General features: G+C 55.2%; 28 protein-coding genes and 1 tRNA gene. 15 read left to right on the top strand and 14 right to left on the bottom strand.

Annotated features, from left to right (window positions below; genetic code table 11):
* Window positions 1-139: 139 nt before the first annotated feature.
* The 4 genes from RHM56_RS06980 to RHM56_RS06965 form a co-directional block, all read right to left on the bottom strand.
* Window positions 140-1039 (bottom strand): LysR family transcriptional regulator, encoded by a 900-nt coding sequence (locus RHM56_RS06980; protein ID WP_322239871.1) that lies wholly within the window; start codon window positions 1037-1039, stop codon window positions 140-142.
* Window positions 1040-1191: 152 nt separating this feature from the next.
* Window positions 1192-1569 carry a VOC family protein gene (locus RHM56_RS06975; RefSeq protein WP_322239869.1) on the bottom strand — a complete coding sequence of 126 codons (378 nt, stop codon included), beginning with the start codon at window positions 1567-1569 and terminating at the stop codon, window positions 1192-1194.
* A gap of 133 nt (window positions 1570-1702) precedes the next feature.
* Window positions 1703-2653: a D-2-hydroxyacid dehydrogenase gene (locus RHM56_RS06970; RefSeq protein WP_322239867.1), complete on the bottom strand. Its 951-nt coding sequence runs from the start codon at window positions 2651-2653 to the stop codon at window positions 1703-1705.
* Window positions 2650-3318, bottom strand: a complete 669-nt coding sequence (locus RHM56_RS06965; RefSeq protein ID WP_416194887.1) for an RraA family protein — start codon at window positions 3316-3318, stop codon at window positions 2650-2652. The genes RHM56_RS06970 and RHM56_RS06965 overlap by 4 nt, the downstream gene beginning before the upstream one ends.
* Window positions 3319-3670: 352 nt before the next feature.
* Here RHM56_RS06965 and RHM56_RS06960 point away from each other — a divergent pair, with 352 nt between their 5' ends.
* The 8 genes from RHM56_RS06960 (at window position 3671) to RHM56_RS06925 (ending at window position 10797) form a co-directional block, all read left to right on the top strand.
* Complete coding sequence (locus RHM56_RS06960; protein ID WP_322239865.1) at window positions 3671-4204, top strand: winged helix DNA-binding protein; 534 nt, start codon at window positions 3671-3673, stop codon at window positions 4202-4204.
* 306 nt (window positions 4205-4510) lie between these two features.
* Complete coding sequence (pxpB, locus tag RHM56_RS06955; RefSeq protein ID WP_322239863.1) at window positions 4511-5218, top strand: 5-oxoprolinase subunit PxpB; 708 nt, start codon at window positions 4511-4513, stop codon at window positions 5216-5218.
* The gene (locus RHM56_RS06950; RefSeq protein WP_322239861.1) at window positions 5215-6171 is read left to right on the top strand and encodes a biotin-dependent carboxyltransferase family protein; all 957 of its coding nucleotides are present in this window, start codon (window positions 5215-5217) and stop codon (window positions 6169-6171) included. Before pxpB ends, RHM56_RS06950 begins: the two co-directional genes overlap by 4 nt.
* A 39-nt stretch (window positions 6172-6210) precedes the next feature.
* Window positions 6211-6648 (top strand): acetyl-CoA carboxylase biotin carboxyl carrier protein, encoded by a 438-nt coding sequence (locus tag RHM56_RS06945; RefSeq protein WP_322239859.1) that lies wholly within the window; start codon window positions 6211-6213, stop codon window positions 6646-6648.
* Window positions 6641-8002 carry an acetyl-CoA carboxylase biotin carboxylase subunit gene (accC, locus tag RHM56_RS06940; protein WP_322239857.1) on the top strand — a complete coding sequence of 454 codons (1362 nt, stop codon included), beginning with the start codon at window positions 6641-6643 and terminating at the stop codon, window positions 8000-8002. The genes RHM56_RS06945 and accC overlap by 8 nt, the downstream gene beginning before the upstream one ends.
* On the top strand, window positions 7999-8403 hold the full coding sequence (locus RHM56_RS06935) for a hypothetical protein (RefSeq protein WP_322239855.1): 405 nt from the start codon (window positions 7999-8001) through the stop codon (window positions 8401-8403). The genes accC and RHM56_RS06935 overlap by 4 nt, the downstream gene beginning before the upstream one ends.
* Window positions 8404-8690: 287 nt before the next feature.
* Complete coding sequence (locus RHM56_RS06930; protein ID WP_322239853.1) at window positions 8691-10010, top strand: MFS transporter; 1320 nt, start codon at window positions 8691-8693, stop codon at window positions 10008-10010.
* 16 nt (window positions 10011-10026) lie between these two features.
* The gene (locus RHM56_RS06925; RefSeq protein WP_322239851.1) at window positions 10027-10797 is read left to right on the top strand and encodes a 5-oxoprolinase subunit PxpA; all 771 of its coding nucleotides are present in this window, start codon (window positions 10027-10029) and stop codon (window positions 10795-10797) included.
* Window positions 10798-10874: 77 nt separating this feature from the next.
* Here the strand turns inward: RHM56_RS06925 and RHM56_RS06920 are convergent, their stop codons facing one another.
* Entirely contained in the window at window positions 10875-12083 is a 1209-nt protein-coding gene (locus tag RHM56_RS06920) for a pyridoxal phosphate-dependent aminotransferase (protein ID WP_322239849.1), read from the bottom strand.
* Between the two features lie 469 nt (window positions 12084-12552).
* On the opposite strand from RHM56_RS06920, the gene RHM56_RS06915 reads away from it, so the two are divergent.
* Window positions 12553-13455, top strand: coding sequence for a LysR family transcriptional regulator (locus RHM56_RS06915; protein WP_322239847.1), 903 nt, complete (start codon window positions 12553-12555; stop codon window positions 13453-13455).
* Between the two features lie 79 nt (window positions 13456-13534).
* Here RHM56_RS06915 and RHM56_RS06910 read toward each other — a convergent pair whose 3' ends face one another.
* Both RHM56_RS06910 and RHM56_RS06905 read right to left on the bottom strand, forming a co-directional pair.
* Window positions 13535-14404 carry an NAD(P)-dependent oxidoreductase gene (locus RHM56_RS06910; protein WP_322239845.1) on the bottom strand — a complete coding sequence of 290 codons (870 nt, stop codon included), beginning with the start codon at window positions 14402-14404 and terminating at the stop codon, window positions 13535-13537.
* Window positions 14405-14419: 15 nt separating this feature from the next.
* Entirely contained in the window at window positions 14420-15046 is a 627-nt protein-coding gene (locus RHM56_RS06905; RefSeq protein WP_322239843.1) for an RraA family protein, read from the bottom strand.
* 99 nt (window positions 15047-15145) lie between these two features.
* Here RHM56_RS06905 and RHM56_RS06900 point away from each other — a divergent pair, with 99 nt between their 5' ends.
* Complete coding sequence (locus RHM56_RS06900) at window positions 15146-16045, top strand: LysR family transcriptional regulator (protein ID WP_322239841.1); 900 nt, start codon at window positions 15146-15148, stop codon at window positions 16043-16045.
* Between the two features lie 67 nt (window positions 16046-16112).
* On the opposite strand, the gene RHM56_RS06895 is transcribed toward RHM56_RS06900, so the two are convergent.
* Both RHM56_RS06895 and RHM56_RS06890 read right to left on the bottom strand, forming a co-directional pair.
* Complete coding sequence (locus RHM56_RS06895; RefSeq protein WP_322239839.1) at window positions 16113-17507, bottom strand: MFS transporter; 1395 nt, start codon at window positions 17505-17507, stop codon at window positions 16113-16115.
* A 131-nt stretch (window positions 17508-17638) separates the two neighbouring features.
* Window positions 17639-18319, bottom strand: coding sequence for a TetR/AcrR family transcriptional regulator (locus tag RHM56_RS06890; protein ID WP_322239837.1), 681 nt, complete (start codon window positions 18317-18319; stop codon window positions 17639-17641).
* 211 nt (window positions 18320-18530) lie between these two features.
* Between RHM56_RS06890 and RHM56_RS06885 the strand changes: the two genes are divergently transcribed.
* The 3 genes from RHM56_RS06885 to RHM56_RS06875 all read left to right on the top strand — a co-directional run bounded on the left by RHM56_RS06885 (window position 18531) and on the right by RHM56_RS06875 (window position 21293).
* Window positions 18531-19370, top strand: coding sequence for a TauD/TfdA dioxygenase family protein (locus tag RHM56_RS06885; protein WP_322239835.1), 840 nt, complete (start codon window positions 18531-18533; stop codon window positions 19368-19370).
* Window positions 19371-19422: 52 nt separating this feature from the next.
* Window positions 19423-20193: a class II aldolase/adducin family protein gene (locus RHM56_RS06880; RefSeq protein WP_322239833.1), complete on the top strand. Its 771-nt coding sequence runs from the start codon at window positions 19423-19425 to the stop codon at window positions 20191-20193.
* A 539-nt stretch (window positions 20194-20732) separates the two neighbouring features.
* Window positions 20733-21293, top strand: a complete 561-nt coding sequence (locus RHM56_RS06875; protein ID WP_322241722.1) for a hypothetical protein — start codon at window positions 20733-20735, stop codon at window positions 21291-21293.
* 166 nt (window positions 21294-21459) lie between these two features.
* On the opposite strand, the gene RHM56_RS06870 is transcribed toward RHM56_RS06875, so the two are convergent.
* The gene (locus RHM56_RS06870) at window positions 21460-22371 is read right to left on the bottom strand and encodes a DMT family transporter (RefSeq protein WP_322239831.1); all 912 of its coding nucleotides are present in this window, start codon (window positions 22369-22371) and stop codon (window positions 21460-21462) included.
* A gap of 345 nt (window positions 22372-22716) precedes the next feature.
* On the opposite strand from RHM56_RS06870, the gene ada reads away from it, so the two are divergent.
* A complete protein-coding gene (ada, locus tag RHM56_RS06865; protein WP_322241720.1) occupies window positions 22717-23793 on the top strand; it encodes a bifunctional DNA-binding transcriptional regulator/O6-methylguanine-DNA methyltransferase Ada in 1077 nt (358 codons plus the stop codon).
* A 42-nt stretch (window positions 23794-23835) separates the two neighbouring features.
* Window positions 23836-24066, top strand: a complete 231-nt coding sequence (locus RHM56_RS06860; RefSeq protein ID WP_322239829.1) for a hypothetical protein — start codon at window positions 23836-23838, stop codon at window positions 24064-24066.
* Between the two features lie 250 nt (window positions 24067-24316).
* On the opposite strand, the gene RHM56_RS06855 is transcribed toward RHM56_RS06860, so the two are convergent.
* The 4 genes from RHM56_RS06855 to ybgF all read right to left on the bottom strand — a co-directional run bounded on the left by RHM56_RS06855 (window position 24317) and on the right by ybgF (window position 26790).
* Window positions 24317-24392 (bottom strand) — tRNA-Lys (locus RHM56_RS06855).
* Window positions 24393-24466: 74 nt separating this feature from the next.
* Complete coding sequence (gene queC, locus RHM56_RS06850) at window positions 24467-25159, bottom strand: 7-cyano-7-deazaguanine synthase QueC (RefSeq protein WP_322239827.1); 693 nt, start codon at window positions 25157-25159, stop codon at window positions 24467-24469.
* Window position 25160: 1 nt separating this feature from the next.
* Window positions 25161-25808 carry a 7-carboxy-7-deazaguanine synthase QueE gene (queE, locus tag RHM56_RS06845; RefSeq protein WP_322239825.1) on the bottom strand — a complete coding sequence of 216 codons (648 nt, stop codon included), beginning with the start codon at window positions 25806-25808 and terminating at the stop codon, window positions 25161-25163.
* 163 nt (window positions 25809-25971) lie between these two features.
* Complete coding sequence (gene ybgF, locus RHM56_RS06840) at window positions 25972-26790, bottom strand: tol-pal system protein YbgF (RefSeq protein WP_322239823.1); 819 nt, start codon at window positions 26788-26790, stop codon at window positions 25972-25974.
* Between the last annotated feature and the right edge of the window lie 2 nt (window positions 26791-26792).

Genomic DNA, 26792 nt, shown 5'->3' with positions numbered 1-26792 from the left:
TCAGCGGCGTGTTTGACCCTCATCAAAAAGGCGCAGGCTTGCGTGCTGGAACGGTGCATGGTGCTCTCCGGGACCGATGTGGATGAGCACTACGATAAGAACCTGAAGCCTAAAATAAAAACGACTTAATATTCAGCCATCAACAAGTCTGGCTCATAGGTCGCCAGGCAGGCGCATGGTGCTGTACCGCCTTCGCGAGGGCTGCTGCCGGCCTTGCCAGTGGGCGGTCTTCACGCTCCAGCAAGACAACACGGCGGGTCTTTTGCGGCAACCCGAATGGCTGAACGTAGAGATGATTCAGGTGTTGGAGGCTGTGGCTGGAGAGCGGAATGACCGAGACGCCCAACCCGCTGCTGACCATCTGGATGATGGCATCCTGACTGTCCAGTTCCATGCTGGTCTGCACCCGCAGTCGCATTCGCCTCAGTTCTTGTTCGATGGTGCGCCCGGCCCAGGCCCGACGATCAAAACGGATGAAGGGTTGTTCTTGAAGCAACTGCCGCCAATCCTGCCCCACAAACGAGCCCGGTGCGATGATCCAAAAACCTTCTTCGTAAAGCGGTGTGCTGACCAGGCCATAAGGGTGCGGCTTCACAGGCTCTGTGGTGATCGCAACATCCAGATCGCCCGCCTCCACCCGCGTGGCCAATTCAGCAGACATGCCCGACGACACGTTAATACGCAGATGAGGATGCTCGGCCGCTAACGTGGCCAGCGCCGGAGGCAAGGCTTTGGCCAGTGCCGTATGGATGGCTCCAATCCTCAACCTGCCGCGCAGCTCGTTATCCCCGCCAATTTCAGAAGCTATACCCTCATAGAGTGCAACGATCTCACGCGCCCGCTCTACGGCCAGGTGGCCTGCGTCTGTCAATACGGGCAGTCGACGCGATCGATCGAACAACGACGCATTGAACGCCTCTTCAAGCGACTTGATATGCAGGCTGACGGCAGATTGCGTGAGATGAACCGCCTGGGCAGCTCGCACAAACGAGCCGTGCTGGGCGATAGCGATCAAGGTGTGAAGCGCACGTAATGACATGGTGTTTACTCTAATGGCAGACGCAAAAAAGCCGGTCAATCCTGAGGATAAACCGGCTGTTTTGGTGTTGCATAGGGCGCAGCGTTCTGGGTTCTAACCTATGACCTATGGCTAGAGCCCTGCTGTGGCCTCTATTTTTTAGCAAGCTCGGATCAGCACAGTTCGCAGATCTCGATCAAGTTCAAGTCCGGGTCCCGAAGGTAGACAGAACGAATAGGGCCAGTTGCGCCAGTCCGCGGTACAGGCCCCAGAAGGATCGGCCAACTCTCTGCTTCAAGGTGAGCGATGACCTCATCCAGGCTTATGGTTGCGATAAAACACAGATCGAGCGCCCCCGAGACTGGCAAGTGAGCCTTGGGTTCGAACTCATGCCCGCGCACGTGGACATTGATCTTCTGATTGCCATAGTGGAATGCCATCCGCCCTCCCGCAGACGGCACGAATTGCATACCGAGCACACGCATATAAAAGTCTTTGCAAGCCGCGACATCAACGGTGGTCAGAACTAAGTGATCAAGGTGTTTAATCATTGGGCGCCTTCCAGAATTTCAAACACAACCTGCTTATTCAAGGTTGATGTGGGTTCTAACATTAAGTACAGATCCTTGTCAGCGTTGAATGGCCAACTCGGCGTCAAACACGTCTGTATCTCAACGATGGTTTTTAAACGACGTTTCTTGGCTCGTCACGCACAAAGGCTTCAATGTTATCGATCAATTGATCTGCCAACCCTTGCACGGCTTCATCACTCGCCCACGCCACATGAGGCGTGAGAATAAAGTTGGGACGATCAACGAGCTGCATGAATGGATGATCCAGCGCAGGCGGCTCGGTCATCACCACATCAAAACCTGCGCCAGAAATCTGCCCGGCCTCCAGCGCCGGTCCGACTGCACTCTCGTCGACCAGTCCACCGCGCGCGGTGTTGATCAGCAAAGGCTTGCGGCGCATCAGCGCAAACTCCGCTGCACCGATCATGTTGCGGGTTTCCGGCAACAGCGGGCAGTGCAAGGTCAAGATGTCGGCTTCAGCCAGGGTCTGCTCAAACGGCACATACAACGAGCCGAGCCCGGAATGGCCTTTATAACCTGCAAAAATCACCCGCATACCGAGCCCGCGAGCCATGTTGGCGACGGCCTGGCCCAGCACCCCATCACCGATGATGCCAATGGTGGAACCGGCCAGGTCTTTGATGGGGTAGTCGAAGAAGCAGAACTGTTGCGCCTCTTGCCATCGACCCGCCCTTACGGCTTCACGGTACGCACAAATACTCCGGCGCAGGGCAAAGATCAGGGCAAAGGTGTGCTCTGGCACTGTGTTGACGGCGTAGTTGCGGATATTGCTGACAACGATGCCGCGTGCCTTGCACGCCGCAATGTCGACGTTATCGGTGCCCGTTGCGGCAATAGCCACAAGGCGAAGCTTCTTCGCAGACTCGATCACGTCACGCGTCAGTTTCACCTTGTTGAGCACAACAATATCGGCATCGGCGATCCGCTCAGCCACTTGTTCGGGTGTGGTGCGCCCATAGGACTGGATTTCATGCCGAAAGGACGGTGCCCGCAGCACGGTCTGCGGCGATAGCGTGTCTCGGTCAAGAATGACGATCTTCATGCTTTGTAACCCAGGCGTGCCAACTGTGCGTCAATCCAGGTGATATCAAGCCGGTCTTCTTCGATTTCTTTGACGGTCACCTTCTCCGCTGCGCACTTGCCCAGCGCGGCGTCGAGGATCTGCTCCGCGGCTTCAAACGGCACGCACAGCAAGCCGTCAGCATCGCCGAGTATCAGGTCACCCGGATTGATCACCATGCCGCTGATAGCGATCGGCACGTTGATTTCGCCAGGCCCGTCCTTGTACGGGCCGCGGTGGGTGATCCCGGCGGCATACACCGGAAAGGAGCCAGCCTGAATCGCATCGATGTCGCGAATGGCGCCATTGAGCACGATGCCGCCAAGGCCGCGCTTGATGGCCGTTGCCACCATCAACTCGCCCATCAGCGCGTTCGTCAGGTCGCCGCCCCCGTCCACCACAATGACGTCGCCGGGTTGTGCCAGATGCAACGCCTTGTGGATCATCAGGTTGTCACCCGGACGAGCTTTGACCGTGAATGCAGGCCCCGCGAGCACACCGCTTTTGTGATACGGACGCAACTGAGTACCGCCAGCAGTCATTCGCCCCATGCAGTCACTGACATTGGCGACCGGGACCGAGCGAAAACTGTCGACCAGTGCTGCGCTGACTTGACGTGTGCGAGGGACGATTCGAAGTCCGATCATTATTGTTTTCCATCTTGACGTGGTGAGCGGTCGGCGATGCGCCAGCCGTGGGTACAGGTATGGATGCCTACCGCCTTCAGGCCAAAGGGTTGGCAGTGGCATCACCTGCGGATTGACGTCACTTTAGGAGAAGGCCAAGCCTGTAAAAAGCGAATTAAAGAAGGCCAAAATGTTCGAAAAAAGTGATGAATCAGAGGCTTGCCAGACCACTGAAAGGGCATCTCGCAGCAGATCGACCCACCCCCGCTGCCGCCCGAACCTGCCGCCCCGCGACGCATGTGCGCAGACAGCTATGGTAGATTGCCGCGTGAACCGCTGGCTCTTTTAGGGTCTTTGTCATTACGGAGGAAATATGTCCGACACGCTTTCTCAGCTTGAATCCGACCTCAACGGCCCCTTGGTCGCGTCTGCCCACTTGGTCGTAGAAGGCCAAGTGCCGGCATCGGAGTTTGAGTTCGGCATGATCCTGACGTGGAACGCGTTTTCAAGGTGGGCCACCTCCTGCATGAGCGCGGCCGGAGCACCTGACCTGGGCATGGTCGACATCATGGTGCTGAATCATATCTGCCACCGCGGCAAACAGAAGAAGCTGGCCGACATCTGTTTTACCTTGAATTTTGCAGACACTCACATCGTCTCTTACTCCCTGCGCAAGCTATCGGGGAGTCAACTGATCGGCTCTAAAAAGATAGGCAAGGAAGTGTTCTACAGCCCGACGAAAAAAGGGCTCGCGCTGGTAGAGCGGTATGTGACTGTGCGCACCAAATGCCTGGTGCCGAGCATCGATCAAAACCTGGTCGAAAAACTCAGCTCGACAGCCCGGACGTTGAGAGAAATGTCTGGCACGTATGACCAGGCAGCAAGGGCAGCCTCTTCACTGGTTTGACCCCCTAAGCTTTACGCAAGCACTCGAAGCGATGTTACCTTTTGTAGCGACTCTGCTCCCTTAGGTAGCATTGGCGAAATAGATGCTCGCGCTGCAAAATCCTTTCACTGCTGAACTCTCGGCAAAAAAATCTAAACATTTAGATATTATTTTTAACTTTATTTTTCAATCAGTTAGATACATCAAAAAACGTTTTAAAAACTAAACGAAGACAAAACACATTCGAATCGTAAACGTTGGCTTGCTCCATGCAATACCTCCCGCACGGCATCTGTCGTTCGGTGAGTACCTGCATTTGGAATAGCCATGATTCTTTTTGAACCCAAATTAGCAACGTCAAAAGCCGTTGATACCTCTGTGCGAATTTCGCTCGCGGGTACCAATGGCCTGCTTCTGGATGTGTCTTGCGGCCCTTATGACAGGGAGCTGCAACAAAGGCTTTGGGCGTTGAACAACACCCTGCGTGACCAGCAATGCCTTCCAGGTTTAGTGGAAACGGTTCCAGGGGTTAACAACCTGCTGGTCATCTACGATCCGGGCAAGATTCGCCCGGATGCGGCCGCACACATGTTGTCCGACCTGTGGATCACATCAAAGCCGACCGCCATCAATGGCAAAACCTTCGTCATTGATGTGACTTACGGCGGTGAACGCGGGATGGATCTGGACTATCTCGCAGAACAAACAGGCCTCACGACACGTGATGTCATCGCCTTGCACAGCTCTGTCACTTACACCGTGGCCGCGCTCGGATCGATGCCAGGCTTTGCGTATCTCGTGGGGCTGCCCCCTGCACTTGAAGTCCCCCGCCGCCAAATTCCGCGCACCTTGATCCCTAAAGGCAGCGTGGTGGTCGCCGGTGAACAGGCGTCTGTCTTCCCGTGCCCAGGGCCGTGCGGCTGGCACGTCATTGGCCACGCAGACTTTGATGGCTTTAACAGCCAAGCAATGCCTCCAGCGCTGTTGAGCCCCGGAGACACCCTCGTGTTTCGTCCAAAGGCGCAATTGAAATGATGGAAATCCTGTCCAACGGTCCTCTCAACATCATTGTCGATCACGGTCGTATCGGTTTCTTGGCCAGCGGTGTAAGCCGCAGCGGTGCGCTTGACAGCCTGAGTTACGAGCTTGGCAACGCGATGCTGGGCAATTCATGTGAGGCGGCCAGCATTGAAATCAACAATTTTCCGTTCAAGGTGCGCTTGAGCGAGGCGCGCTGCGTTGCCATTACCGGCGCACTCAGCACCAGCCGCATCGGGCAAAAACAACACGCGCCGTGGTCACGGTTAAGGGTGAATGCGGGAGAGACGCTGGTCATCGAAGCCCCTCAAGAAGGCCGCTGTGTTTACTTGGCAATCGAAGGCGGCATTGATGTGCAACGGGTCCTCAACTCCCGCGCCACCGATCTAAAAGGTGCGTTTGGAGGTCACGAGGGCAAAGCCCTGGCGAAAGGCGACAGCCTGCGCAGCTCGGCCCGTGACAGCGCCGCAACAATCACCCCATCGAGCCTCTACGATCCAACCCTGCAAACGTACTGGCGTGCGCTGAGTGAAGCGGGAACGACAGTTCGCGTCTTGCCCTCGGCTGAGTGGCAGGAGTTCTCGGACGACACCAAAGAGCGTTTCTTCAACACCCCTTACACCGTCGGGCGCAGCTCCAACAGGCAAGGCTACCGACTGTCTGGCGCCGTGCTGAAGCGCACCGTCAACCGCGAGTTGCTCTCCCATGGAATCGTCCCCGGAACGGTACAGATACCGACCAGCGGCGAGCCGATCATTCAGTTGGTCGACGCCAATACCTGTGGCGGCTATCCCAAGCTGGTGAACGTGATTGAAGCAGACCTCTGGAAACTGGGCCAACTCATGCCGGGGCGCACCCTGCGGTTCGAGCTCACCGACATCGACACCGCCCTCTTCGAAGATGCCAAGAGGCGTTCATTGTTTGAAGCGACCGCGACGCAATGGCGGTAAGTTTTTTGTAGTTGATCTGAAAAAAGTGGAATAGGAAAAATGCACAGCAAAGACCTTGAACGATTGATTGATAGCTTCGAGCGCTCAACCCTGGTTGAGTTGAAGTACACGCAAGGGAATACCAACGTCCACCTCGGTCGCCGGCAACAAACGCCTGTCGAGGTTGCCGAAACAACGCTCAAGCCCGCGGCAGCTGCCGTTATGCCAACCCCCTCCCCGCAACCGAATGAGCACCTGATCGTGGCCCCGATGGCGGGCATCGTGTACCTGCGCCCTTCCCCCGCAAAGCCTGACTTCACCAGCATCGGCAGCCAGGTCAGTGAAGGCGACACCCTCGCCGTGATTGAAGCCATGAAACTGTTCAACCCTCTCGAAGCCGAGTTTGCCTGCGAGATCGTCGAGATTCTGGTGGCGGATGGTGAAGATGTTGAGCGCGGCACCCCCATTTATCGAGCCAGGAAGGTGAACCATGTTTGACAAGGTATTGATCGCAAACCGGGGTGAAGTCGCGTTGCGTATCTGGCGCGCCTGTAAATCACTGGGCCTGCAAACCGTGGCGGTGTATTCCAAAGCGGATCGTGACTTGCGCCATGTAAAACTGGCCGACACCTCGATTTGCATCGGCCCTGCTTCGGCGTCCAAAAGCTACCTGTTGCAGGAAAAAATTCTGCTGGCGGCAAAACTCACAGGCGCTCAGGCCATCCACCCGGGTTATGGTTTTCTGTCCGAGAACGCTGGGTTCGTCAAAGCGGTTGAAGACGCGGGCCTGACGTTTATCGGCCCGTCCTCCGAGGCCATTGCGTGCATGGGCGATAAGGTGCGCGCCAAGCAGGCGATGATTGCAGCCGGTGTTCCCTGTGTTCCGGGGTCCGACGGCGCAGTGCCTGATGCCGACGCAGACATCCTGGAGTGCGGCAGAAAAGTCGGCTACCCGCTGATTATCAAAGCTGCCGGTGGCGGTGGTGGTCGTGGTATGCGGGTGGTCAATGCGCAGGCGGAGCTGCTTCGTTCAGTCACCCTGACTCGCGAAGAGGCCAATGCTGCCTTTGGCAACCCGGTGGTCTACATGGAGCGATTCCTCCAGACCCCTCGCCACGTTGAGATTCAGGTGCTTGCCGATCAGCATGGCAATGCGCTGTGGCTGGGCGAACGTGATTGTTCAACGCAACGTCGGCACCAAAAATTGATTGAAGAATCCCCGGCGCCGGGCGTCGACCGGGATTTGATCAAAGAGATTGGCCAGCTTTGCGTGAAAGCGTGCCTGGCGATTGGGTATGTCGGTGCAGGAACCTTCGAGTTTCTCTACGAAAACGGCGAGTTCTTCTTCATCGAAATGAACACCCGCGTTCAAGTCGAGCACCCGGTCACTGAAATGGTCACCGGCGTCGACATCGTCGCGGAGCAAATTCGAGTGGCCATGGGCCTGCCGCTATCGATCAGCCAGGAGCAGATTTCATTTTCAGGGCACGCGATCGAGTGCCGTATCAACGCCGAAGACCCATGGTCGTTTGCGCCGTCAGCAGGCACGGTGAGTGATTGGCTGCCGCCAGGTGGTCCGGGTATTCGGGTCGAGTCACACCTCAAACCCGGGTTTAAAATTACCAGCCACTACGATTCACTTATCGCGAAGGTCATTGCCCATGGATCGACGCGGGAGCAAGCCATCGAGCGGATGAAAGTGGCGCTCAGTGAGCTGGTGATCGCCGGTGTTGATTCAAACATACCCTTGCAGCTGGAGATATTAGGCACACACCCATTTGTTCAAGGCGGGGCGAACATTCACTACCTGGAGCATTATCTTGACCAGCGAGAAGGGAGCCAGCAGTCATGACCATTGATGAAATTGAATTACTGATCCAGCGACTGCAAGGGTCGAGTATCCGTTCATTGACCGTTGAAGATGAACATTACTCGTTGAGCCTTGAGTTTGGCACCGTTGACACAACCGTGAACGTTGCAGATCACGTGCTGGCAACGCCTGCAAACACTCTGGAACAAGGCACAGTGATTGAATCACCCGAGATGGGTGTTTTTTATCATCAGCATCCCTTTACCGAGAGCACGACTGATCTCTGCGGACAACAGCTAACGCCTGACATCATCATTGGTTATGTCATCGTTGAAACAACAGTCATACCGATCTACCCCACTACGTCCGGAACATTGAAAGGTTATTCAATCGACAATGCTCAAGTTGTAGGTTACGGGGATGTAGTCGCAACACTTATTTAAACGCCAAGCATTACTTACAACCTGACAATCAACATCACCATCGGTTTAGTGGCGCGTGCCTTCACGCTCTGAATTTCTCTATAGATGAGAAAAAGCGATGAGATTACATCCCAATAAATCGCTATAGCCATGATAAGCGGTGGTGTATGTTGCCAGTGGCTTACAACAAACAAATACAATAACAATTACTAGCTACTACGGGTTAATGCTTCGGCACCTGCTCTTTCCCTACTGTCTAGTGGTTACATCTCAAAAGTTCTCGGATACCTCCGGCGAGATAGACACCTATGATAAAAGATACTGCAGTTCTGCACTATTCATTCGATGAGAGTTCACCCACCACCCAATCCCCCTGGAAAGCTTCTATTGTTGCCGGCATGGGCTCAGCCGTTGAGTACTATGACTTTGCAATTTATGGCTTACTTGCCAGCACCTTGGCGAAAGTATTCTTTCCGGCCATGAATTCATTTGAAGCCCTTCTTTCGGCACTTGCTGTTTTCGCCAGTGCTTTCATCATGCGTCCACTGGGCGGCATCTTCTTCGGTCGCTTGGGCGACCGTCGAGGCCGTTCGTACACATTGGTTGCGACGGTCATCGGCATCGGTATTGTCAGCGGCATCGTCGGAATATTGCCGACGTATGATCAGGCGGGAGTCCTTGCGCCGATCATGCTGGTCGCCTGCAGATTGGCGCAGGGGTTTTTCGCGGGAGGCGAAGCCAGCGGTGCTGCCACCTACATATCCGAGTGTGCTCCCGCCAACAAAAGGGGGTTTTTCGGCGCATTCAACCCGGCGGGCATTGCCATTGGTATTGCCACCGCGGCAGGCATGGCGGGCGCTGTCAGTTTCATGATGACCCCGGAAGAAATGGTCGCGTGGGGCTGGCGCATTCCATTCTTGATTTGCATACCCTTTATCGGCCTCACGTTGTGGGCACGCATGAAGCTGGAAGATTCACCCAAATTTAAAAGTCTGATTGAATCAAATGAAGTGGTTAAAGCCCCAGTTCGTGAAGTGTTCACGTCTTATCGAAAGCCGCTGTTTATCGCGGTATCGATTGCCTTTGCGCAGAACTGTACCGCCTACCTGGGTATCGTTTATTTAAACCTTCATATGACCCGAACCCTGGGCTATGAAACAGGAAAAGTATTCTGGCTGATGGCCGCCAGTACATTGGCAGCGGCCCTGGCAATGCCCCTGTTCGGTCAGATATCCGATCGTGTGGGCCGTAAAAAGTTAATGATCATTGGTTACGCCAGTTATATCGTTGTCATCCCTATTTCAATGTACTTAATGTCGCTCGCAAGTTTCACGCTGGCCAGTATTGCTGCCCTGCTCGCCTTCTTGCCGTTTGCCATCGTTCAAGCCCAAGGTTACACCGTCTATGGTGAATTATTCCCAACACGTGTTCGCTACACCGGCATGGCACTGAGTTTTAACGTAGGCGCTATCTTTGGCGGCGCCAGTACCCCTTTCATCTGCACATGGCTTGTCGAAAATACCGGCAACTCAATGTCCCCGGCTATTTGGACATCCTTGGCTGCCATGATTTCCATTATTGCGCTGAGCAAAATGAAAGACGTCACCGGACAAGAACTAACCAACTAAATAAAGGAGCGTAACCGTGATTAAGTCTGTCGATATTAACTGCGACATGGGTGAGGGTTTTGGTCCTTACACCATTGGTCAGGACGACGAAATGCTGGAAGTTGTAACAACTGCCAACCTTGCCTGTGGCTTTCATGCAGGCGACTTCAAAATCATGGCCGATATTTGCGCAAAGGCTAAGCAAAAAAAGATCGCGGTGGGCGCTCATCCGGGGTACCCCGATCTTTGGGCCTTTGGCCGTCGGCATCAGGAATTCTCCCAGGACGAAATCCGCCAGCTGTTGGCCTATCAGATCGGTGCCGCGTGGGCGATGGCCAGGTCGGTCGGCCATCGATTGACCCATGTTAAAGCGCACGGCGCCTTGGGGCACTTGGTTGCAGACAATGAGATGGCGGCTCAGGCGCTGATTGAGACGATCCAGAAAGTTGACGACACGCTCATTTTGTCGACGATGGCCGGCGTCACACTGGAGCGTCTCGCCGAAAGTGCCGGGGTGCCTTACGTCACAGAGATCTATGCCGACCGCGCTTACCTTGACTCGGGTCGTCTTGTGCCAAGAACGCAGCCAGGTGCTGTGATTCATGACGCAGACCAAGCGGCCGCACGGGTCATGCAGATGATCGAAGAAAGCGCAATTATCACGCAGTCGGGCAAGCGCATTCCGGTTTCCATCGACACAATCTGCGTCCATGGAGATACCGGAGGCGCGCTGCAGATGGTGAAAAAAGTGCGTGCATCCCTTGAGCAAGCAGGCATCGTGGTAAGGCCATATTGCCAACCTGAATAATTGAGCCCCCCACGCAAAGCGCCCAACTTCATGTTGGGCGCTTTATTTTTAGATCAATAAAAGGTTGCAAGTGCGGATCAGCGTAAAGCCTCACAGGCACGGCGGATTCGCGCACAGCCGTCCTGGATCACCGCTTCGCCGCTGGCAAAGGACAACCGCACGTAAGGGCTGATGCCATAGGCCTCACCCACGACCGTGGCGACGCCCGCATCCTCGAGCCAGTACTTGACGACATCCCCGTCGGTGTTCAGCACCTGCCCACGCGGGGTGGTCTTGCCCAAGAGCCCTTTGACGTTGACGAATACGTAGAAAGCGCCGTCCGGGACAGTCCAGGTCAGGCCGGGCACGCCTTCAAGCGCAACCAGCATGATGTCCCTGCGACCCTTGTAGAGCGTGGACATTGCATTCACCGGGGTCTGATCTCCCGAGAACGCCGCGACCGCAGCGGCCTGGCTGATCGAGCTGGGGCACGTGGTGCTCTGGGACAGCAACTTGCCAATCGCAGCAATCAACCATTTCGGGCCTGCGCCGAAGCCCAGACGCCAGCCCGTCATGGCGTACCCTTTAGAGGCGCCATTAACAATCAGGGTCCGCTCCTTCAGGTCAGGGGCTGCTGCCGGGAATGAGACATAGGGTTCATCGCAGTAGATGAAGTGCTCATAGATTTCATCCGCCATGATCAACACATGCGGGTGATCGCGAAGGACTTGCGCCAACGCTTGCAGTTCGGCAACGGTATAAACAGCGCCACTAGGGTTGTTGGGGCTGTTAATAATGACCCACTTGGTACGGGGCGTTATCGCGTGCTCAAGTTGAGCTGGGGTCAGCTTGAAACCGTTGCCTTCATGGCCATGGATAACCACAGGTGTTCCGCCATTCAGGCGGGTGATATCGGGATAGGAAACCCAATAAGGCGTATGGACGATGACCTCGTCATCAGGATTCAGAGTAGCCGCCAGCGCTTCAAAAATGATTTGCTTGCCGCCCGATCCGGCCACCACCTCTTCCAGGCTGTACTCCAGAGCGTTGTCACGCGCCAGTTTGGTAACGATGGCATTGCGCAGTAAAGGCGTGCCCAGGGTGCTGGTGTAGTGAGTATCGCCGGACTCCATTGCTTTGCGAGCGGCCTCAACGACATGAGCTGGCGTGTTGAGATCAGGCTCACCCACGGTGAAGTTCACAATGTCCTGACCTTGTGCACGAAGCTGCGCAACCAAGGCGTTGGCAGCCACACTCGGGGACGGGGCAATACTCAGGACCCGCTCGGACAAAAACGCGTTTTTCATTTTATTTTTTCTCGCCGCAAACTCATGTGAGCCAAAGCGGTATTGATCGACAGGGATCAGCAGATCCCTGTCAATCGCAGCCTTGACGTGTTTTTCCAGAACGTCGTGCTTTGCAGCCGTATGCATTCTGGATTTACGGTCATGCCGCCAACGCTAAGGTTCAGCTTGCTGCGTAGAGGGGCAGTGGGAGGAACTACGAAACTGAGCCCTTAACGATGGCGAATCATCACCGCGGAGTCGATCTTAGGCTCCTCACAAGAATACTTTTAGCGACATTTAATTATGGTTTTCTATCACTTTTAGTGATGTATTTTAACGCTTAAAACTCGCTTGTACGTTCGAACCGGTGATGCAAGGATCGTCTCGCATCAGGCGGCCTCGGTGCTGGATAAAGCGTTCTTAAATAACAAAATCGGCTTGCTATTCGCCACAACTTCCACACGGCAACACATAAACAAGGCTTCTCTAAATGGTGACGTTCAAGCAATTAGAAGCGCTTTACTGGATTGCTCAGCTAGGCAGTTTCGAAGCAGCGGCAACCAAGTTAAATATGTCCCAATCTGCAATCTCCAAAAGAATCGTTGAACTCGAAGATACTTTCAGCGTGGCGATGTTTGATCGCACTCGGCGAACGGCCAGGCTGACCACAAAAGGTTCTTTGTTGCTGGAGCACGCGACCGACCTGCTGTATAGGCGCGATCAAATGCTCGGAGAGGTCAGTGATAAAACGGCATTGGTCGGCAGGTATCGAATCGGCGTTACGGAGTTGACCGCCATGACCTGGCTGCCCTCACTGGTTGAAGCCGTGAGCGAGGTCTACCCTCGCCTGCAATTGGAGCCCGTGGTCGAAGTCGGCGCTGAACTTTTTCGCAAGTTTGAACAAGACCATTTAGACCTTGTCGTTTTGCCCGATATATTCTCTGACTCCAGATCTATAGCCGTCGCCTTGCAAACTGTGGATTTTGCCTGGATGTGCTCGCCCAAGTTGCTGGACACCGAACGCGCCTGGAACTTACAGGAACTCTCCCAGCAAAAATTAATTGCCCAAGGGGCTTCATCAGGGTCCGGCTTGCTCTATCAAAAATGGTTCGCAGATGAGAGCGTCTACTTTCCAAACACCGTGACTGCGAGCAACTTGCTGGCACAAGTAGGGTTGACCATGTCCGGGCTCGGCATGTCCTATTTACCCAAGCGCTGTTTGCAGCACCTGCTAGAAAGAGGCGACTTAGGCGAAATACATTGCGAGCCGCCATTACCGGATATTAACTATGTCGCCCTCTACAGACCTGGCCGCTGGATAGGGGTCAGTCAAGATATTGGAGTGATCGCGCAAAGGCTTTGCAATTTCTCCAAACTATTGATTGCGGGTTAAACAAACGTACGGCTCTGTTGCAATCCGTCCTGCTAGATAAAACGGATTGCAATAAAGCCAGGCTCAAAAATCGGATCTTTTACCGATTGATCTCATTCGCTTTAAAGAGCCACTCAAACGCTTGCTCCAATGTGGGCGCAGTCGTGTCCAATGGGCTCGAAGCGATCTGCCCGGCCGTGCGCTGAAACAGTTCTTTTACGCCCGGCAGAACCGACACCGGCATATCGGCGGCGCGTAACTGACGCTCAGCCTCTTCGACCTCTTTAAGACGACGCGGCGCATGGATGACGTGCGTGCGGATCAATGCCCCCAAGAAATCGCGCAAGCTTGCTTGATCAATGTCGCTCAACGCGTCGTGCAGCTTGTCGGTGATACCCTGTTTTTCTGCGGCCATAAAGCACTCGATCGTTAACGCTTCCAAGCCTTTGGTAAACACGCTGCGCAAAATTTTAAGCGCAGCAGCGTCGCCCGCAGCCCCCCCTTCGACCGACTTTAGCGGTGCGCCGATGCACGCGAACAGGCTCTGCGCGCGATCAATTCCGACACCAGCTCCCAGCAAGTTGGTTTTTTCGTGAGTCAGCGCGATGGCACCGAGAATTGCAACATCGACATACACGATGCCCGATTGCGCTGCCTGCTCGGCAGCGATTCTGATCTGAGCGGGGTCCGCTGTGGTCATGTCGATGTACAGCGCGTTCTTGCGCATAGTGGCGAGCGCCTGTTCGGCCACGGCCAGAGAAACCGTGCCGAATACGCACGACACGACAACGTCGCAGTCTGCAGCGATAGCGGCGACTGATGTCGCGATCTCCAGCCCTCGCTCTGCGGCAAATGCCTTGGCAGTGGCTGAAGGTTTCAAGTCGCACAAGATGATTTCATGCCCTGCCACTGACCATGGCCGCGCATACGTGAGGCCGACTTCGCCCGCTCCGACAATTCCGATTTTCATTGTTAGGGTTTCCGTTTATTTGGCCGCGTAGGCGCCTTTGTAAGTTCCGGACGCGATTTGCGCCATCATCTCTGCTTCTTTTTGCTCGGTACTCAGGCACCGCTGCAGCAGTTCCTCTGCTTGCGATACAGGGAAAGCCACAATGCCATCGTGGTCTCCAACAACGATGTCTCCCGGTGAAACCATCATCCCGCCAATGCTGACAGGCACATTGATTTCCCCAGGCCCGTTTTTATAGGGGCCACGATGGAACGCAGCCCGGGCAAACACCGGGAAGCCGCCCTTGCCAATCGTCGCCAGATCACGAATGGCGCCGTCTACAACAATGCCGGCTGCTCCGCGCTTTTCAGCGATTGCGGCCATGATGTCGCCCATCAATGCGCGGCTGATATCCCCACCGCCATCCACCACCAGAACCTGGCCCGGACTCAGAATTTCCAACGCTTGATGGATCGCGCGATTATCACCGCACGGGACTTTTACGGTCAGGGCAACCCCGACCATCGTGCCTTCGATACGATGAAACGGCTTGAGCGGAGCCCCGGGAAGACGATCCAGACAATCGCTGATAATCGAGGTCGAGGTACGAGAATAAGCAGCCAGCAACGTAGTTAATTCTGAAGTTGAGGCGATAGCGTTCATGGGTGTTCCTCAGATGGCGTGTGGCTCTGAGGATAAAGACACTGCTAAATAGAAAAAGCGATATTATCGTATGCCCAAACATGCCCAGCAGGAATGTTAATGATAAACCTTCGGCAACTGCTTGCACTGCACTGGATCGAACGTCTAGGGACTTTCGAGCGTGCGGCTGAACACCTCAATACAACGCAGTCAGCCATCTCCAAGCGAATACAGGAGCTGGAGGCATCAACCGGCCTGCAATTGTTCGATCGATCGCAGCGCGGTGCACGCCTCACCGCGACCGGTGAAGAACTGCTGGTGATTGCGCGAGAAATGCTCATCCTGGCCGAACGGATCACTTCATTGAAGGACGGCACTCACGTCGTGACACGAAGGCTCAGGCTGGGCGTGACCGAACTGACAGCGCTGACATGGCTGCCCCGGCTGATTGCCAGACTGGTGAAGGACTTTCCAGGACTGACCGTGGAGGCTGAAGTCGATATGAGCCGCAACCTCCATGAAAAGCTCATGGATGATCTGGTGGACCTCATTATCATCCCGGACACATTCACAGCACCCGAGATCACCTCAGTCCCGCTCGCCATCGTTGAAAACGCATGGATGGCTGCGCCAGGCCTGATCGGACACTCAGGGGTTGTCGGGCTTGGCGAATTGGCCAAATACCCCTTGCTGGTACAGGGCAAAAAGTCGGGGTCCGGCTTGTTCGTCAACAAGTGGCTGGGAACGATGGGGATCGAACTTCCCAAGATGCTGTCCTCCGACAGCCTTACAGCCATGCTCGGGCTGACCGCCGCCGGGCTGGGCGTCACTTACCTTCCACTGGAGTGCTTTCGCCCGCTGGTCGATGAAGGCAAATTGACGATCATAAACACCGACCCGGCATTGCCTTCTGTCCCTTACATGGCGATGTATCGAAATGATCGGCCTTCGGCTTTCGTGAGCGAAGTGGCTGCTCGGGCTGTCGAGCTGTGCGATTTCTCGCGGCAACTGCAAAGCTGAGAATGAGCAAACGGCCGTTATGCTCCTTCTCAGCCCAGACGGCTGCATCCTCAAACGTGCGCAAGATTCATTCTGCGCTTGCCATTGACTCGTCGAGGTTGGCGGGCTCAGTAATTGAAAGCACAAATACCAGTGCTGCCAGAGAGCACACGCCCAGGAAGATAAAGACCGCAGTCCAGCTATAGCTATCCAGGAGCATGCCGGTGATCAGTGGCGCCATGGCCCCGCCAGCCTGACCGGCGCTGTTGACCACAGACGCCGCCACCGGATAGGTGGTACGCGTGGTCAGGCCCATGGAGTAAACGGAAAATGATGAGTAGCCAACGTTCAACAGAAAGCCGGTTCCGAACAACAGCAGGCTGACGGAGAGCAAATCATTAGGTGCATAGACCAATGCAATCATCATCAGACACGTCGCCACAGCGCTGATCATCATCGTCGGTTTTCGACGACGGTCCAAAACGGTGTCGGACAGCCAGCCTCCGGCAATGTTGCCCAGCACCCCCCCGGCAAAGGGCAAAGCCGCAACGAAGCCGATCTGCATCAATTCAAAATGCTTCACTTCCCCTAGATACTTTGGCAGCCAGGCGAGCAGCACATTGACTACACCGGTCATCAACAAATAACCAAGACCGCACCCCCAAATATTCCATGACGCAAAGACAGACCGCGACGTTGCCAATCGAGGCGTGTGCTTGTAGCGCAGCACTTTGTCCAGCGCCCCAAAGCTCTTGTGAGTGCGGGCGCGGTCTTTTTTGGTGCTCTGCTGATCTTCGATATAGGTCGCCTCGGCGTCGTTAACCCGACGGCCAGCACGCGGATCGTTTGGCACCAGCCACCACCAGATCAGTGCCATCAGCACGCCCGGAATGGCGAAGGCAAAGAACATCGTCCGCCAGCCATCGAGCATGATCAACGCAGCGCCAATGGGTGGAGCGATAACAGCGCCCATCTTGGCCGCCGACAGAAAAGCGCCCGTCGCCAGGCCTTTTTCTCGTGCCGGAAACCAGCGATTGATCGTACTGAGCATCGATAACGGAAGAGCAGCCTCTGCAACGCCGAGTGCGGAGCGATAGATTTTCAGAAGCCCGAAGCTATTCGCGGTTCCAATGAGCAATGTGACGATGGATGTCAAACCGATGGAGATGGGCGCAACCAGACGTACGCCCACCCGGCTGAGCAGAAAACCTGCTGGAATTTGCCCCAAGGAATAGAACAGAAAAAAAGCGCTGACCAGCAAGCCCGCCTGGGCATTGGTTGCGCCGAACTCTTTCTGGATGTAGGGCAAAGCGATACCGATGTTGGCACGATCGGCAGCGGCCAGCATGTAAACAACGACGATGACAGACAGAACAACCCAACGATACTTGGACCTGACCACCTGGGCGGCAGTGTCGGTGGCGGCGAGTGCGGTCATGAACGGTCCTTTTTTTATGCTTATTGGAGCCGTCATGTTCAGCATTCTGCGACGTCAGAAAAAGCGATAAATAAGAAACTCGATCCATTCCTTATCAGCATCATTATGCGCCGCAGTCCATTGGATCGAAGACAGCCTGAGCGCGAGATTAGATTGAGCCGGATATGGCGACCGACTCAGTCAAATGCGCATGGACGCAGGCAGCCGATAGCCATGGCGACCAGGCTGTCGAGCAAGCCCGGGTGTTCCAGTTGCGCCGGAACATCCTCCAGCACCGACCTGATGACACTGCGCAACCCCTGGCCGAGCAAATAAGCCGCCAAATCGGGGTGCTCCGTGGTGATCTCATGGTCATACAGACGCAGGAGCGGCAGCCAGGTCGCTTCGATGAAGTCACTCGTCGTGTGGTAAGAGCCGCGCCACTTTCCCAGGTGCAAGGCAGAGTGGTAACGCAAGTGAAAGGCCTTGTTCAATTTGAACAGGCGTGTTTCGACGCGAATAATGTTGGCCAGAATATCGCGCAGTGCCAATGCCAATGGCACGCCAACCAACCTTTCGCGCACCTTCAGCAGCTCCTCGGACTCCTCGTCGAGAACACGCTCGTACAGCAAGGCAATGATCGCGTCCTTATTGGGAAAATATTGGTAGATCGAGCCGACTGCGACGCCTGATATTTCCGCGATCCGCGCGACGGTCAGCGCTTGCTCACCTGCCTCATCCAGAATCCGCAGACACGCCTGTTCCACGGCATCGACCAGTGCGCGAGAGCGTGACTGGGATGGTCGTTTGCGTAACGCGGGCAACTGCGCCGGCGAAGGCCTTGGGGCCATCGTCGTTTCATCACCTTTCTTATTCATGGAAATCCGAGGGCTCCCTCTATTGCCGCGACCTTATATTTATTTTATTCAATTAAATCAAAGCCTTAATCGACATTTATGTCGCTTTCCGAATGCGAATATATCAACCGTCGCGACGTGAGTATGATCATTTTCGTCAATCAGACAACGTCTAAACGCGCAGCAATGCGCCCCTGAGACCGGATGTTCCAACCCTACCGGGAGATTGTGCATGCCTTCATATTTCACCGTCCGGCAGCTTGGCCCAAGCCTGGGTGCCGAAGTACTTGGCCTGGATTCGACTTCATTGGTGTTGCCAGAAACGCTGGCTGCACTTGAGGCGGCACTGTTCAAACATGAAGCCATCGTACTGCACGCCCCAGAACTGAGACCCGAGCAACATTTGGCGATTGCACGGTATTTCGGTGAACCAGAAGTCCACACCTTCTACCCCAACCTGGGCGATGGCTTTGAACAGATCACCGTGATCGACTCCAAGCTGGGAGATCGAGCGGATATGTGGCACCACGACGAGACTTTTCTGCCCTCCCCACCGATTGTCACGATGACTCACGCCCAGATCCTGCCGCCGTGTGGCGGCGACACCTGCTGGATCAGCATGACCACGGCCTACGACGCGCTGTCCGAACGCATGAAGCACTACCTCGAAGGCCTCAGTGCCTGGCACGACATGAACGGGCCAATGACGGCCGCGCTGCGCCAAAACGTCGTCACGCACGAGCGCTATGTCGAGGTCATCAAAGCAAACCGGCGGCACCTGCATCCGCTGGTCATTCAGCATCCGACGACAGGCCGAAAGGCGCTGTATCTGAGTCCGACCTACACCACCCATATCGACGGCCTGGCCAGCCCGGAAAGCGATGCGATCCTTGCCTACCTGCATGCCCATTGCCAACACGTCCAATTCGGTTTCCGCCATCGCTGGCGCGTCGGCGACATGGTTCTCTGGGACAACCGCAGCGTGCTCCACAACGCCATCCTGGACTATCAACCGCACCAAAGGCGCATGCAACGCACCTCGGTTTTCGCCTGCGGGCCTTTCCACGGATGAACCATTGTTGGGTCAAACACAGCTTGTGACCGTCGCTCCAGAGGAAAGAACCATGTTGAAGGACTCGCTTAACAAGGAATTGCTGGCTCGCTACGCGCCCAAGCCAGGTCGATATGCGCTGTTGCCCGAATTGACGCCGCACCAGACCGTGGCATTGCTGTGCCGGGTTTTGTATCGCGAGGGTTATAACGACCACATCGCTGGCCACATAACCGTGCGCCAGGACGACGGCACTTACCTGGCCAACCCCTGGGAGCTCACCTGGGGTGAAGTAACCGCCTCGGACATCGTGCGCCTCGATCCGCAAGGCAAGGTGATCGAGGGCGAGTGGAATATCACGCCAGCTATCAACCTGCACATTGATGTACACAGCGCCCGGCATGATGTCGGCGTGGTGATCCACAACCATCCACAGTGGGGATCCGTGTGGTCGGTCGCTGGGCGTACTCCGCCGATCTATGACCAGACGTCTGCCTTGGTTGACACTGACCCGGTGCTCTATGACGAGTATCAGGGCACGGTTGAAGATGCGGAACGAGGCCGCGCCGTCGTGGATGCCCTTGGCACGCAAAAATGGGCGCTGCTCGCCAACCACGGTGTGCTGGTCGTGGCCAACGGCATTCGCCAAGCGCACTTGCGCGCAATCACCCTGGAGTGGCGCAGCCGTCTGGCCTGGCATGTAGAAACGCTCGGCGGCGGCTCACCTCTGCCCGCCAGCGTCGCGCGGGCCACCGGAGAACGCACCGATGCCAATGGGTTTCCATTCCTGTGGGAAGCCATGGCTCGCGAGGAAATCCGGCGCGACCCAACCGTTCTTGAGTAAAGCCTCTGCACTTGCCTCAGCGGCATGGCAGACATCCACGCCGCTGTTACTTCGTACTTTGCCGAGACTTGAGCACGCGATGAAGCCCGCGTTGTTACGGCTTTCCCGATAGTTTCATCATCCGCCTGCGCGAGCAGTTCGACTGTCACTCTTCTTCGCATCTTGATGACAAACGGCTCATGGCGCTGGCGGTGTGAAACGGCTTCGGTGAAACGCTTTTCCGGCTTGTAATAAAATATTGCGGCTTGTAGACGCTCCCGCTTTTGTGCAAGGATTCGCTATGACTCAATTTATTACAAGCAATCGCCATCATCATCACGGACCTCACTCAAGGTGCCGCGGTTGCGTACGCTCATCGATTAATCAGAGTCAGAAACATCGATTCTGAGCACTCAGTGAACCAAACCAAGGCGCCAATGGCGCCTTTTTTATTGCCTGAAAATTGGAGATTATGAAAATGACTATGCTTCGCGGAACGCGGATCGTGACGGGAAAAGAAGCTGCAATCATGCGTGAGATAGAGGGCCGTTTCCGGAGCTATCTTCATCGATGCCGGGGCTGAAGAGGCCATAGTTCCTGCGCTATGGGGCCAGGACACTTTTATTGAGAAAGCCGGCGGGAGTGAAATTATCGGGCAAATGTGGGCCTTCAATGACAAGGCCGGACGTCCCTGTTGCCTCATCCCGGAAGCAACCGCACTCTTTCAGGAGCGCAACGATGTGCTTCTCGGGTCACGACAAGAAGCGATGTTTTTCTATGTAGCGCGGTGTTACCGGTATGAACGGCCCCAAGCCGGTCGTTATCGCGAATTCACGCAACTGGGGCTCGAAATTCTTAGTCCTTCACCCACACAAGCATTGGAGCGTAGCCAAGCAATTTGCACTGGCTTTCTTGATTCGCTGGGACTGGAATATGAACTCAGTCTCGCAGTGAAGCGTGGACTAAGTTATTACCTTGAGGGGAATGGCTTCGAGGTGCGTTGCCCCTCACTGGGCGCACAACAACAAGTTGTCGGCGGCGGAGCCTATCGAGAAGGCGCCGGGTTCGGCATCGGACTTGAACGGCTGGTGCTGGCCTCAGGGATGGCTCGGAGTCTGTGACCTTTAGGCCGCCTCCACCAGGAGGCGCTTTCAAACCAGATTGGAGCCTGGTGTTACGTATCCGTCCGGCCAAGCCATCTACCAGACTCCACACACCTAAGACATGGCACTTAGTGGCCACCCGCCAATCAGATGAGAAATCGTTGAAGGCAGTTAAGTGATTGGATCAATCCGAAGCGGGTGATGGCTCTTGCTTCGGCTTGCTCTTGCTGAGCACGAACCACACAGCCAAACAGATAAGCCCGCCGCCGTACAAATGTGCGACCGAAAGACGTTCACCAAGGAACATCACACCCCACAACACACCGAAGGGAGGGATAAGGAAGGTCACGGTCAGCGAACGCACTGGCCCTATATCCGCGATCAAGCGGAAGTACAGAATGTACGCACACGCGGTGCAGATGAAACCCAACGCAACGAGTGCTATCCAAACCTCTGGGTTACCCCAGCTCGCGGGTTGGTTTATTGCGGTTGAGATTCCGAAAAACGGTGCGAGAAACAGCGTCGCGCCAATCTGACTGCCAAACGCTACGAGTTTCGCGTCCAGCCCACCCTTGTCAGCTATCCATCGTTTAGTCAGAAATCCTGCTGCACCATAGCAACTGGTGGCGACTAAACACGCCAACGCGCCCATGACCACGTTCATTGAAAGTGTGACGGGGCCGGTGCTGGTCAGCAGCGTAATGCCCATAAGCCCGACCAACACGCCGATACCTTTTTTCAGTGTCAACGGATCGCTGAAACACATCCAACCGATCAAGACGCCCATCATCGGTGTAGTCGCATTGAAAATGGCTGAATAACCGGCAGGTAACAGCAGTGCCGCCGCGCTATACATCAAAAATGGGATGCCAGAATTGATAACGCCCAGCACGATGATCTGCTGTAGCTTACCTTTGAAGTCGATTTTGGTTTTTAAAATGGCAATGATGACGGCCAAGCCAATAGCGCCCAACAAAACGCGAAAAAATGCAGTCGGCAATGCGCCCAAAACAGGAGCCGAGATGCGCATGAAGAGGAAACTGGCGCCCCAGATCGCTGCCAGAGAAAGTAGTCGAACATAATCGGATAATTTCATGGGTACCTTCGGCGCTGTTCGTTAACTAAAAAATGACTCGAGAATTGCATAGCCGATGCCAGGCAATCCAAAAAGTTGTTGGAATGGTTAGCTACACAGAAGCCATGGTGGACTCCTCTCAGTTTGGAATCTCATCGTAAGGGTGTTCGAAATGTGCTCGCACTCCGATTCTTGCTGCCGAAAATGGAGGTGCGTTTGAGCATCACACCTTCACGGTCGCAGCCTGGTATCTGTGGCGGGTACCGACTCGCTGACCAAGGCCGATTTCAATCGCAAGAACCGGAGTTCTTTCGAGTGGAGTTCTTCGTAAACTGGCCATCACTTCGATTTTTGCGAGATATCGCCATGAACCGTCCTCCGCGGTCGAGCGCACCCTACGACACCGACGAGCAGCGATGGAAGGCCGTCCAGGACAGAGATGTAGCTGCAGACGGTCACTTCGTCTACGCCGTACGCACAACGGGTATCTACTGTCGACCCAGCTCATCCGCCAGGCTCCCCAAGAGAGAGAACGTGACCTTTTTTGCCAGCGCTGAGTTGGCAGAAGCAGTTGGCTATCGGCCAAGCCGCCGTGCCTCTGCCGATCAGACACGCGCAAACGAACAACGGACTGAGCGTGTAGCAAAAGCGTGTCGCCTTATCGACTGCTCAGAAACATCTCAGACCCTGGATGATCTGGCCGCACAGCTCGGAATGAGTACATTCCACTTTCACCGGGTGTTCAAAGCAGAGACTGGCCTGACACCGAAGGCCTACGCCTCGGCGTCACGCGCGCGCAAGCTACGTGAAGAGCTGGGACACGAGGATACCTCGGTGACCGATGCAATCTACGGCGCCGGCTTCAACTCCAATAGCCGGTTCTACGAGGCCTCAGAGCAACTGCTGGGCATGCGCGTGAAGGAGTATCGAAATGGCGGTATTGGAGCAACCATCCGCTTTGCCGTTGGCGAATGTTCTTTAGGGGCCATTCTCGTGGCTCAAAGCCATAAAGGCATCTGCGCAATCCTATTGGGCGAAGATCCCGAAGACCTGGTGACTGACCTCCAAGACCAGTTTCCCAAGGCTAATTTGATCGGGTGCGATCACGCGTTTGAGCAACTGGTCGCTCAGGTGGTGGGATTCATCGAGGCACCATCACTGGGTTTGAACCTGCCATTGGATATCAGAGGTACAGCCTTCCAAGAGCGTGTTTGGCAAGCTCTTCGAGACATTCCGCCTGGGACCACAGCCAGCTACACCGACATCGCAGAACGGATTGGCTCGCCAAAATCCGTCCGTGCGGTCGCTCAGGCCTGCGGCGCCAACCACATTGCCGTGGCCATTCCCTGCCACCGCGTTGTCCGCCGCAATGGCGACATCTCGGGTTATCGCTGGGGTGTAGAGCGTAAGCGCGAACTTCTGAAGCGCGAAACCACTTGCTGAGCACGTCATGAACAGATTCGCCAAAGCCATCGGAAGCCTCGATTGGCAGAGCAGCACGACGCAACTCAATCAGGAAGGCTTCGCGGTACTTCCCGGCTTTTTGAATGCCGACGCTACTGGTGCGAAATGTTGGAGCAGCCGTATCGCTATCCTGAAAATCTGCAGCAGTTCCACGCGCAATACCTTGAAGCAGGACAGCAGCGCGAGCTGACCTGCTTGCACGCAGAAGACTACTTGGGCCTGCAACAGGATGCGGGCCGCAACAATTATTGATACACGAATATTCCCACCAAGGAAGGAACTACGTCCGACAGACACTTCGTATTTTGAGCAAATGACACTGTCAGTGGGCTGCTGCAGATTGAAATCACCCCTGCTCGAAACTACTGTTCGCTTTAAGACGGCTGCATGTCTACGAGGATAGGATTAGGTTTTACCGATGTTAAGGCGCTTCTCACCGAATCGCAGGCACAAAAAAGCCGGTAAACCCTGAGGATTTGACCGGCTGTTTTGGTGTTGCATATGGTGGGTCGTGTGGGATTCGAACCTACGACCAATTGGTTAAAAGCCAACTGCTCTACCAACTGAGCTAACGACCCGCTTCGTTGTGGTGCGTATAATACTGATTTTTAACGAGAATTCAACACCTTGTTAAAAATAAATCTGAAATAAATCAAAAGTAACGTGTTGGGTCCGAAATGCCGGCGGCTTGAAAGCCTTCTGCACGCAGGCGGCAGCTGTCACACTTGCCACATGCACGGCCTTGAGCGTCGGCCTGATAGCAGGATACGGTCAGCGAATAATCCACACCGAACTTCACCCCGGCCTGGACGATTTGCGCCTTACTCATGTTTTGCAACGGCGCTTTGATGCGGAACCCCTGCCCCTCTACACCGGCTTTGGTCGCCAGGTTGGCCATGACTTCGAACGCCTTTACGAACTCAGGGCGGCAGTCTGGATAACCCGAGTAATCCACTGCATTGACGCCGATGAAGATGTCTCGCGCTTGCAGCACTTCTGCCCAGCCCAATGCCAACGACAGGAATACTGTGTTGCGTGCAGGTACGTAAGTCACCGGAATGCCTTCACTCGGCGCCTCAGGTACGTCGATCGAGCTGTCGGTCAGCGCTGAGCCACCCATACCGTCCAGGTTCAAGCCTATGACTTTGTGTTCAATAGCACCCAAGTCACGCGCTACCCGCGCAGCGGCGTCGAGCTCAGCACGATGACGCTGGCCGTAATCAAAGCTCATGGTGTAGCAGCTGTAGCCTTCAGCTCGGGCCATGGCCACGACTGTGGCTGAGTCAAGGCCGCCAGACAGCAGGATGACGGCTCTCTTTTCAGTGACAACACTGTGTTCAGTCATTTCAGCGCCCTGGCTCGTCATTCCAAAGATATTTATGCAACTGCATCTGCAAGCGCACAGGCAGATTGTCAGCCACGATCCAGTCAGCAAGATCACGGGCCGGCAGGTCGTGGTGGCTCGGCGAAAACAAGACTTCGCCCGCGCGACGCTCCAAACCGTACTCAATCAACTTGGACACAGCCCAGTCGTAGTCTTCACGCGAGCAGATCACAAATTTCACTTGGTCATTTGTGGTCAGCAAAGCAATGTTTTCGTAGAGATTACGATGGGACTCTTTGGAGCCTGGCGTTTTCAGGTCGAGCACACGACTGACTCGTGGATCGACCGCTGAAATATCCAGCGCACCACTGGTCTCGATCGACACTTCGTAACCTGCGTCGCAAAGCTGTTTGAGCAATGGAATAGCATTGGGCTGCGCCAGCGGCTCGCCACCGGTCACGCACACGTAACGTGGGCGAAAATCAGCCACTTGCTCAAGAATGCTGTCGAGCGGGCGTACGGTGCCGCCACTAAAGGCGTAGGCGCTGTCGCAATACTGGCAGCGCAAAGGGCAGCCGGTCAGGCGTACAAAAACGGTGGGCAGGCCAGCCGTTCGCGTTTCACCCTGTAAAGAGTAAAAAACTTCGGTAATTCTCAATGTGTCTTGCATATCCGCCACGGGCGTAACAGCTAAACAGGCTGTCCGCCTCCGTCAGGCACTCCAAAGAATCTGCCTACGCAGGACTCAGAAGAGCGTATTTCATAAAAGGGCGTGGATTCTAACGAAAAAACCCGCGACAAGCGCGGGTTTCTCGATGAAAGCATCGTATGGCTTACATGCGCTGTAAATCGCGCTGTGCCAACTGTGCCGCCGACGTTCCAGGATACTGAGCAACGACTTGCTGCAGAATGCCTTTAACCTTGTCGGTGTGACCCAGACGACGTTCTACATCAGCCAGCTTGTACAGCGAATCCGGCACTTTGGCGTGCTTGGGATACAGCTGACTCACTTTGGCAAAGGCCTGACCTGCAGCTTGCAGATCGCCTTTGGCCAGATTCACCTCACCCAGCCAGTATTGAGCATTGCCCGCATATTGGCTGTTTGGGTATTTGCGCAGAAAGGCGGTAAACGCCTGACTGGCCTTGTCGAAATCCTTGGCCTTGATCAGGTCGAAAGCAGCATCGTAATAGAGCTTTTCTTTCGCCGGATCACCCGGTTCCGAACTGGCAGCAGCCTGAGGTGCAGGCGCTGCTGTATTGCCGGCGGCAGGAGCACCACCCGCAGCAGAATTGTCAGGAGCGGCAGCAGGAGCAATGCCAGCACCAATACGCCGATCAAGTTCCTGGTATCGCTCCAGGCTTTCTTGTTTCATGCGTGAAATATCATTTTGCAAAACTTCGATCACGCCCTGTTGGCGCGCAATCTGGTCCTGCATTTGTTGCAGTTGGTTGAACAGCTCGCCCTGTGCCGAGACAGGGGCCGAAACCCCTCCCCCGGCATAGGCGCCGCTCGCACCATAACCCGGTGACGGATAACTCCCCCCGCTATTGTTATAGCCAGAGTTGTCATCGACCACAGGAACCGCAGCCCATACCGCGAGCGGCATGAGGCTGAGAGCCAGAATAGTTACAGCACGGCGGCACGTTCGCATGA

Origin of the sequence: Pseudomonas sp. CCC3.1, from assembly GCF_034347405.1 — a bacterium.
Taxonomy (GTDB): domain Bacteria; phylum Pseudomonadota; class Gammaproteobacteria; order Pseudomonadales; family Pseudomonadaceae; genus Aquipseudomonas.
The sequence above is the reverse complement of the archived record's forward strand: the minus strand, read 5'-3'. Positions and strand labels throughout refer to the sequence as shown.

Bases quoted from the DNA above. Each gene is read 5' to 3' on its own strand.
- RHM56_RS06915 (WP_322239847.1), top strand. From the start codon at position 12,553: ATGGTGACGTTCAAGCAATTAGAAGCGCTTTACTGGATTGCTCAGCTA.
- RHM56_RS06890 (WP_322239837.1), bottom strand. From the start codon at position 18,319: ATGAATAAGAAAGGTGATGAAACGACGATGGCCCCAAGGCCTTCGCCG.
- accC (WP_322239857.1), top strand. From the start codon at position 6,641: ATGTTTGACAAGGTATTGATCGCAAACCGGGGTGAAGTCGCGTTGCGT.
- RHM56_RS06945 (WP_322239859.1), top strand. From the start codon at position 6,211: ATGCACAGCAAAGACCTTGAACGATTGATTGATAGCTTCGAGCGCTCA.
- RHM56_RS06975 (WP_322239869.1), bottom strand. From the start codon at position 1,569: ATGATTAAACACCTTGATCACTTAGTTCTGACCACCGTTGATGTCGCG.
- RHM56_RS06930 (WP_322239853.1), top strand. From the start codon at position 8,691: ATGATAAAAGATACTGCAGTTCTGCACTATTCATTCGATGAGAGTTCA.
- RHM56_RS06965 (WP_416194887.1), bottom strand. From the start codon at position 3,318: ATGATCGGACTTCGAATCGTCCCTCGCACACGTCAAGTCAGCGCAGCA.
- RHM56_RS06870 (WP_322239831.1), bottom strand. From the start codon at position 22,371: ATGAAATTATCCGATTATGTTCGACTACTTTCTCTGGCAGCGATCTGG.
- RHM56_RS06905 (WP_322239843.1), bottom strand. From the start codon at position 15,046: ATGAACGCTATCGCCTCAACTTCAGAATTAACTACGTTGCTGGCTGCT.
- queE (WP_322239825.1), bottom strand. From the start codon at position 25,808: ATGCAAGACACATTGAGAATTACCGAAGTTTTTTACTCTTTACAGGGT.
- RHM56_RS06885 (WP_322239835.1), top strand. From the start codon at position 18,531: ATGCCTTCATATTTCACCGTCCGGCAGCTTGGCCCAAGCCTGGGTGCC.
- RHM56_RS06950 (WP_322239861.1), top strand. From the start codon at position 5,215: ATGATGGAAATCCTGTCCAACGGTCCTCTCAACATCATTGTCGATCAC.
- ybgF (WP_322239823.1), bottom strand. From the start codon at position 26,790: ATGCGAACGTGCCGCCGTGCTGTAACTATTCTGGCTCTCAGCCTCATG.
- RHM56_RS06970 (WP_322239867.1), bottom strand. From the start codon at position 2,653: ATGAAGATCGTCATTCTTGACCGAGACACGCTATCGCCGCAGACCGTG.
- RHM56_RS06910 (WP_322239845.1), bottom strand. From the start codon at position 14,404: ATGAAAATCGGAATTGTCGGAGCGGGCGAAGTCGGCCTCACGTATGCG.
- RHM56_RS06895 (WP_322239839.1), bottom strand. From the start codon at position 17,507: ATGCTGAACATGACGGCTCCAATAAGCATAAAAAAAGGACCGTTCATG.
- queC (WP_322239827.1), bottom strand. From the start codon at position 25,159: ATGACTGAACACAGTGTTGTCACTGAAAAGAGAGCCGTCATCCTGCTG.
- RHM56_RS06880 (WP_322239833.1), top strand. From the start codon at position 19,423: ATGTTGAAGGACTCGCTTAACAAGGAATTGCTGGCTCGCTACGCGCCC.
- RHM56_RS06920 (WP_322239849.1), bottom strand. From the start codon at position 12,083: ATGAAAAACGCGTTTTTGTCCGAGCGGGTCCTGAGTATTGCCCCGTCC.
- RHM56_RS06935 (WP_322239855.1), top strand. From the start codon at position 7,999: ATGACCATTGATGAAATTGAATTACTGATCCAGCGACTGCAAGGGTCG.
- RHM56_RS06960 (WP_322239865.1), top strand. From the start codon at position 3,671: ATGTCCGACACGCTTTCTCAGCTTGAATCCGACCTCAACGGCCCCTTG.
- RHM56_RS06980 (WP_322239871.1), bottom strand. From the start codon at position 1,039: ATGTCATTACGTGCGCTTCACACCTTGATCGCTATCGCCCAGCACGGC.
- ada (WP_322241720.1), top strand. From the start codon at position 22,717: ATGAACCGTCCTCCGCGGTCGAGCGCACCCTACGACACCGACGAGCAG.
- pxpB (WP_322239863.1), top strand. From the start codon at position 4,511: ATGATTCTTTTTGAACCCAAATTAGCAACGTCAAAAGCCGTTGATACC.
- RHM56_RS06900 (WP_322239841.1), top strand. From the start codon at position 15,146: ATGATAAACCTTCGGCAACTGCTTGCACTGCACTGGATCGAACGTCTA.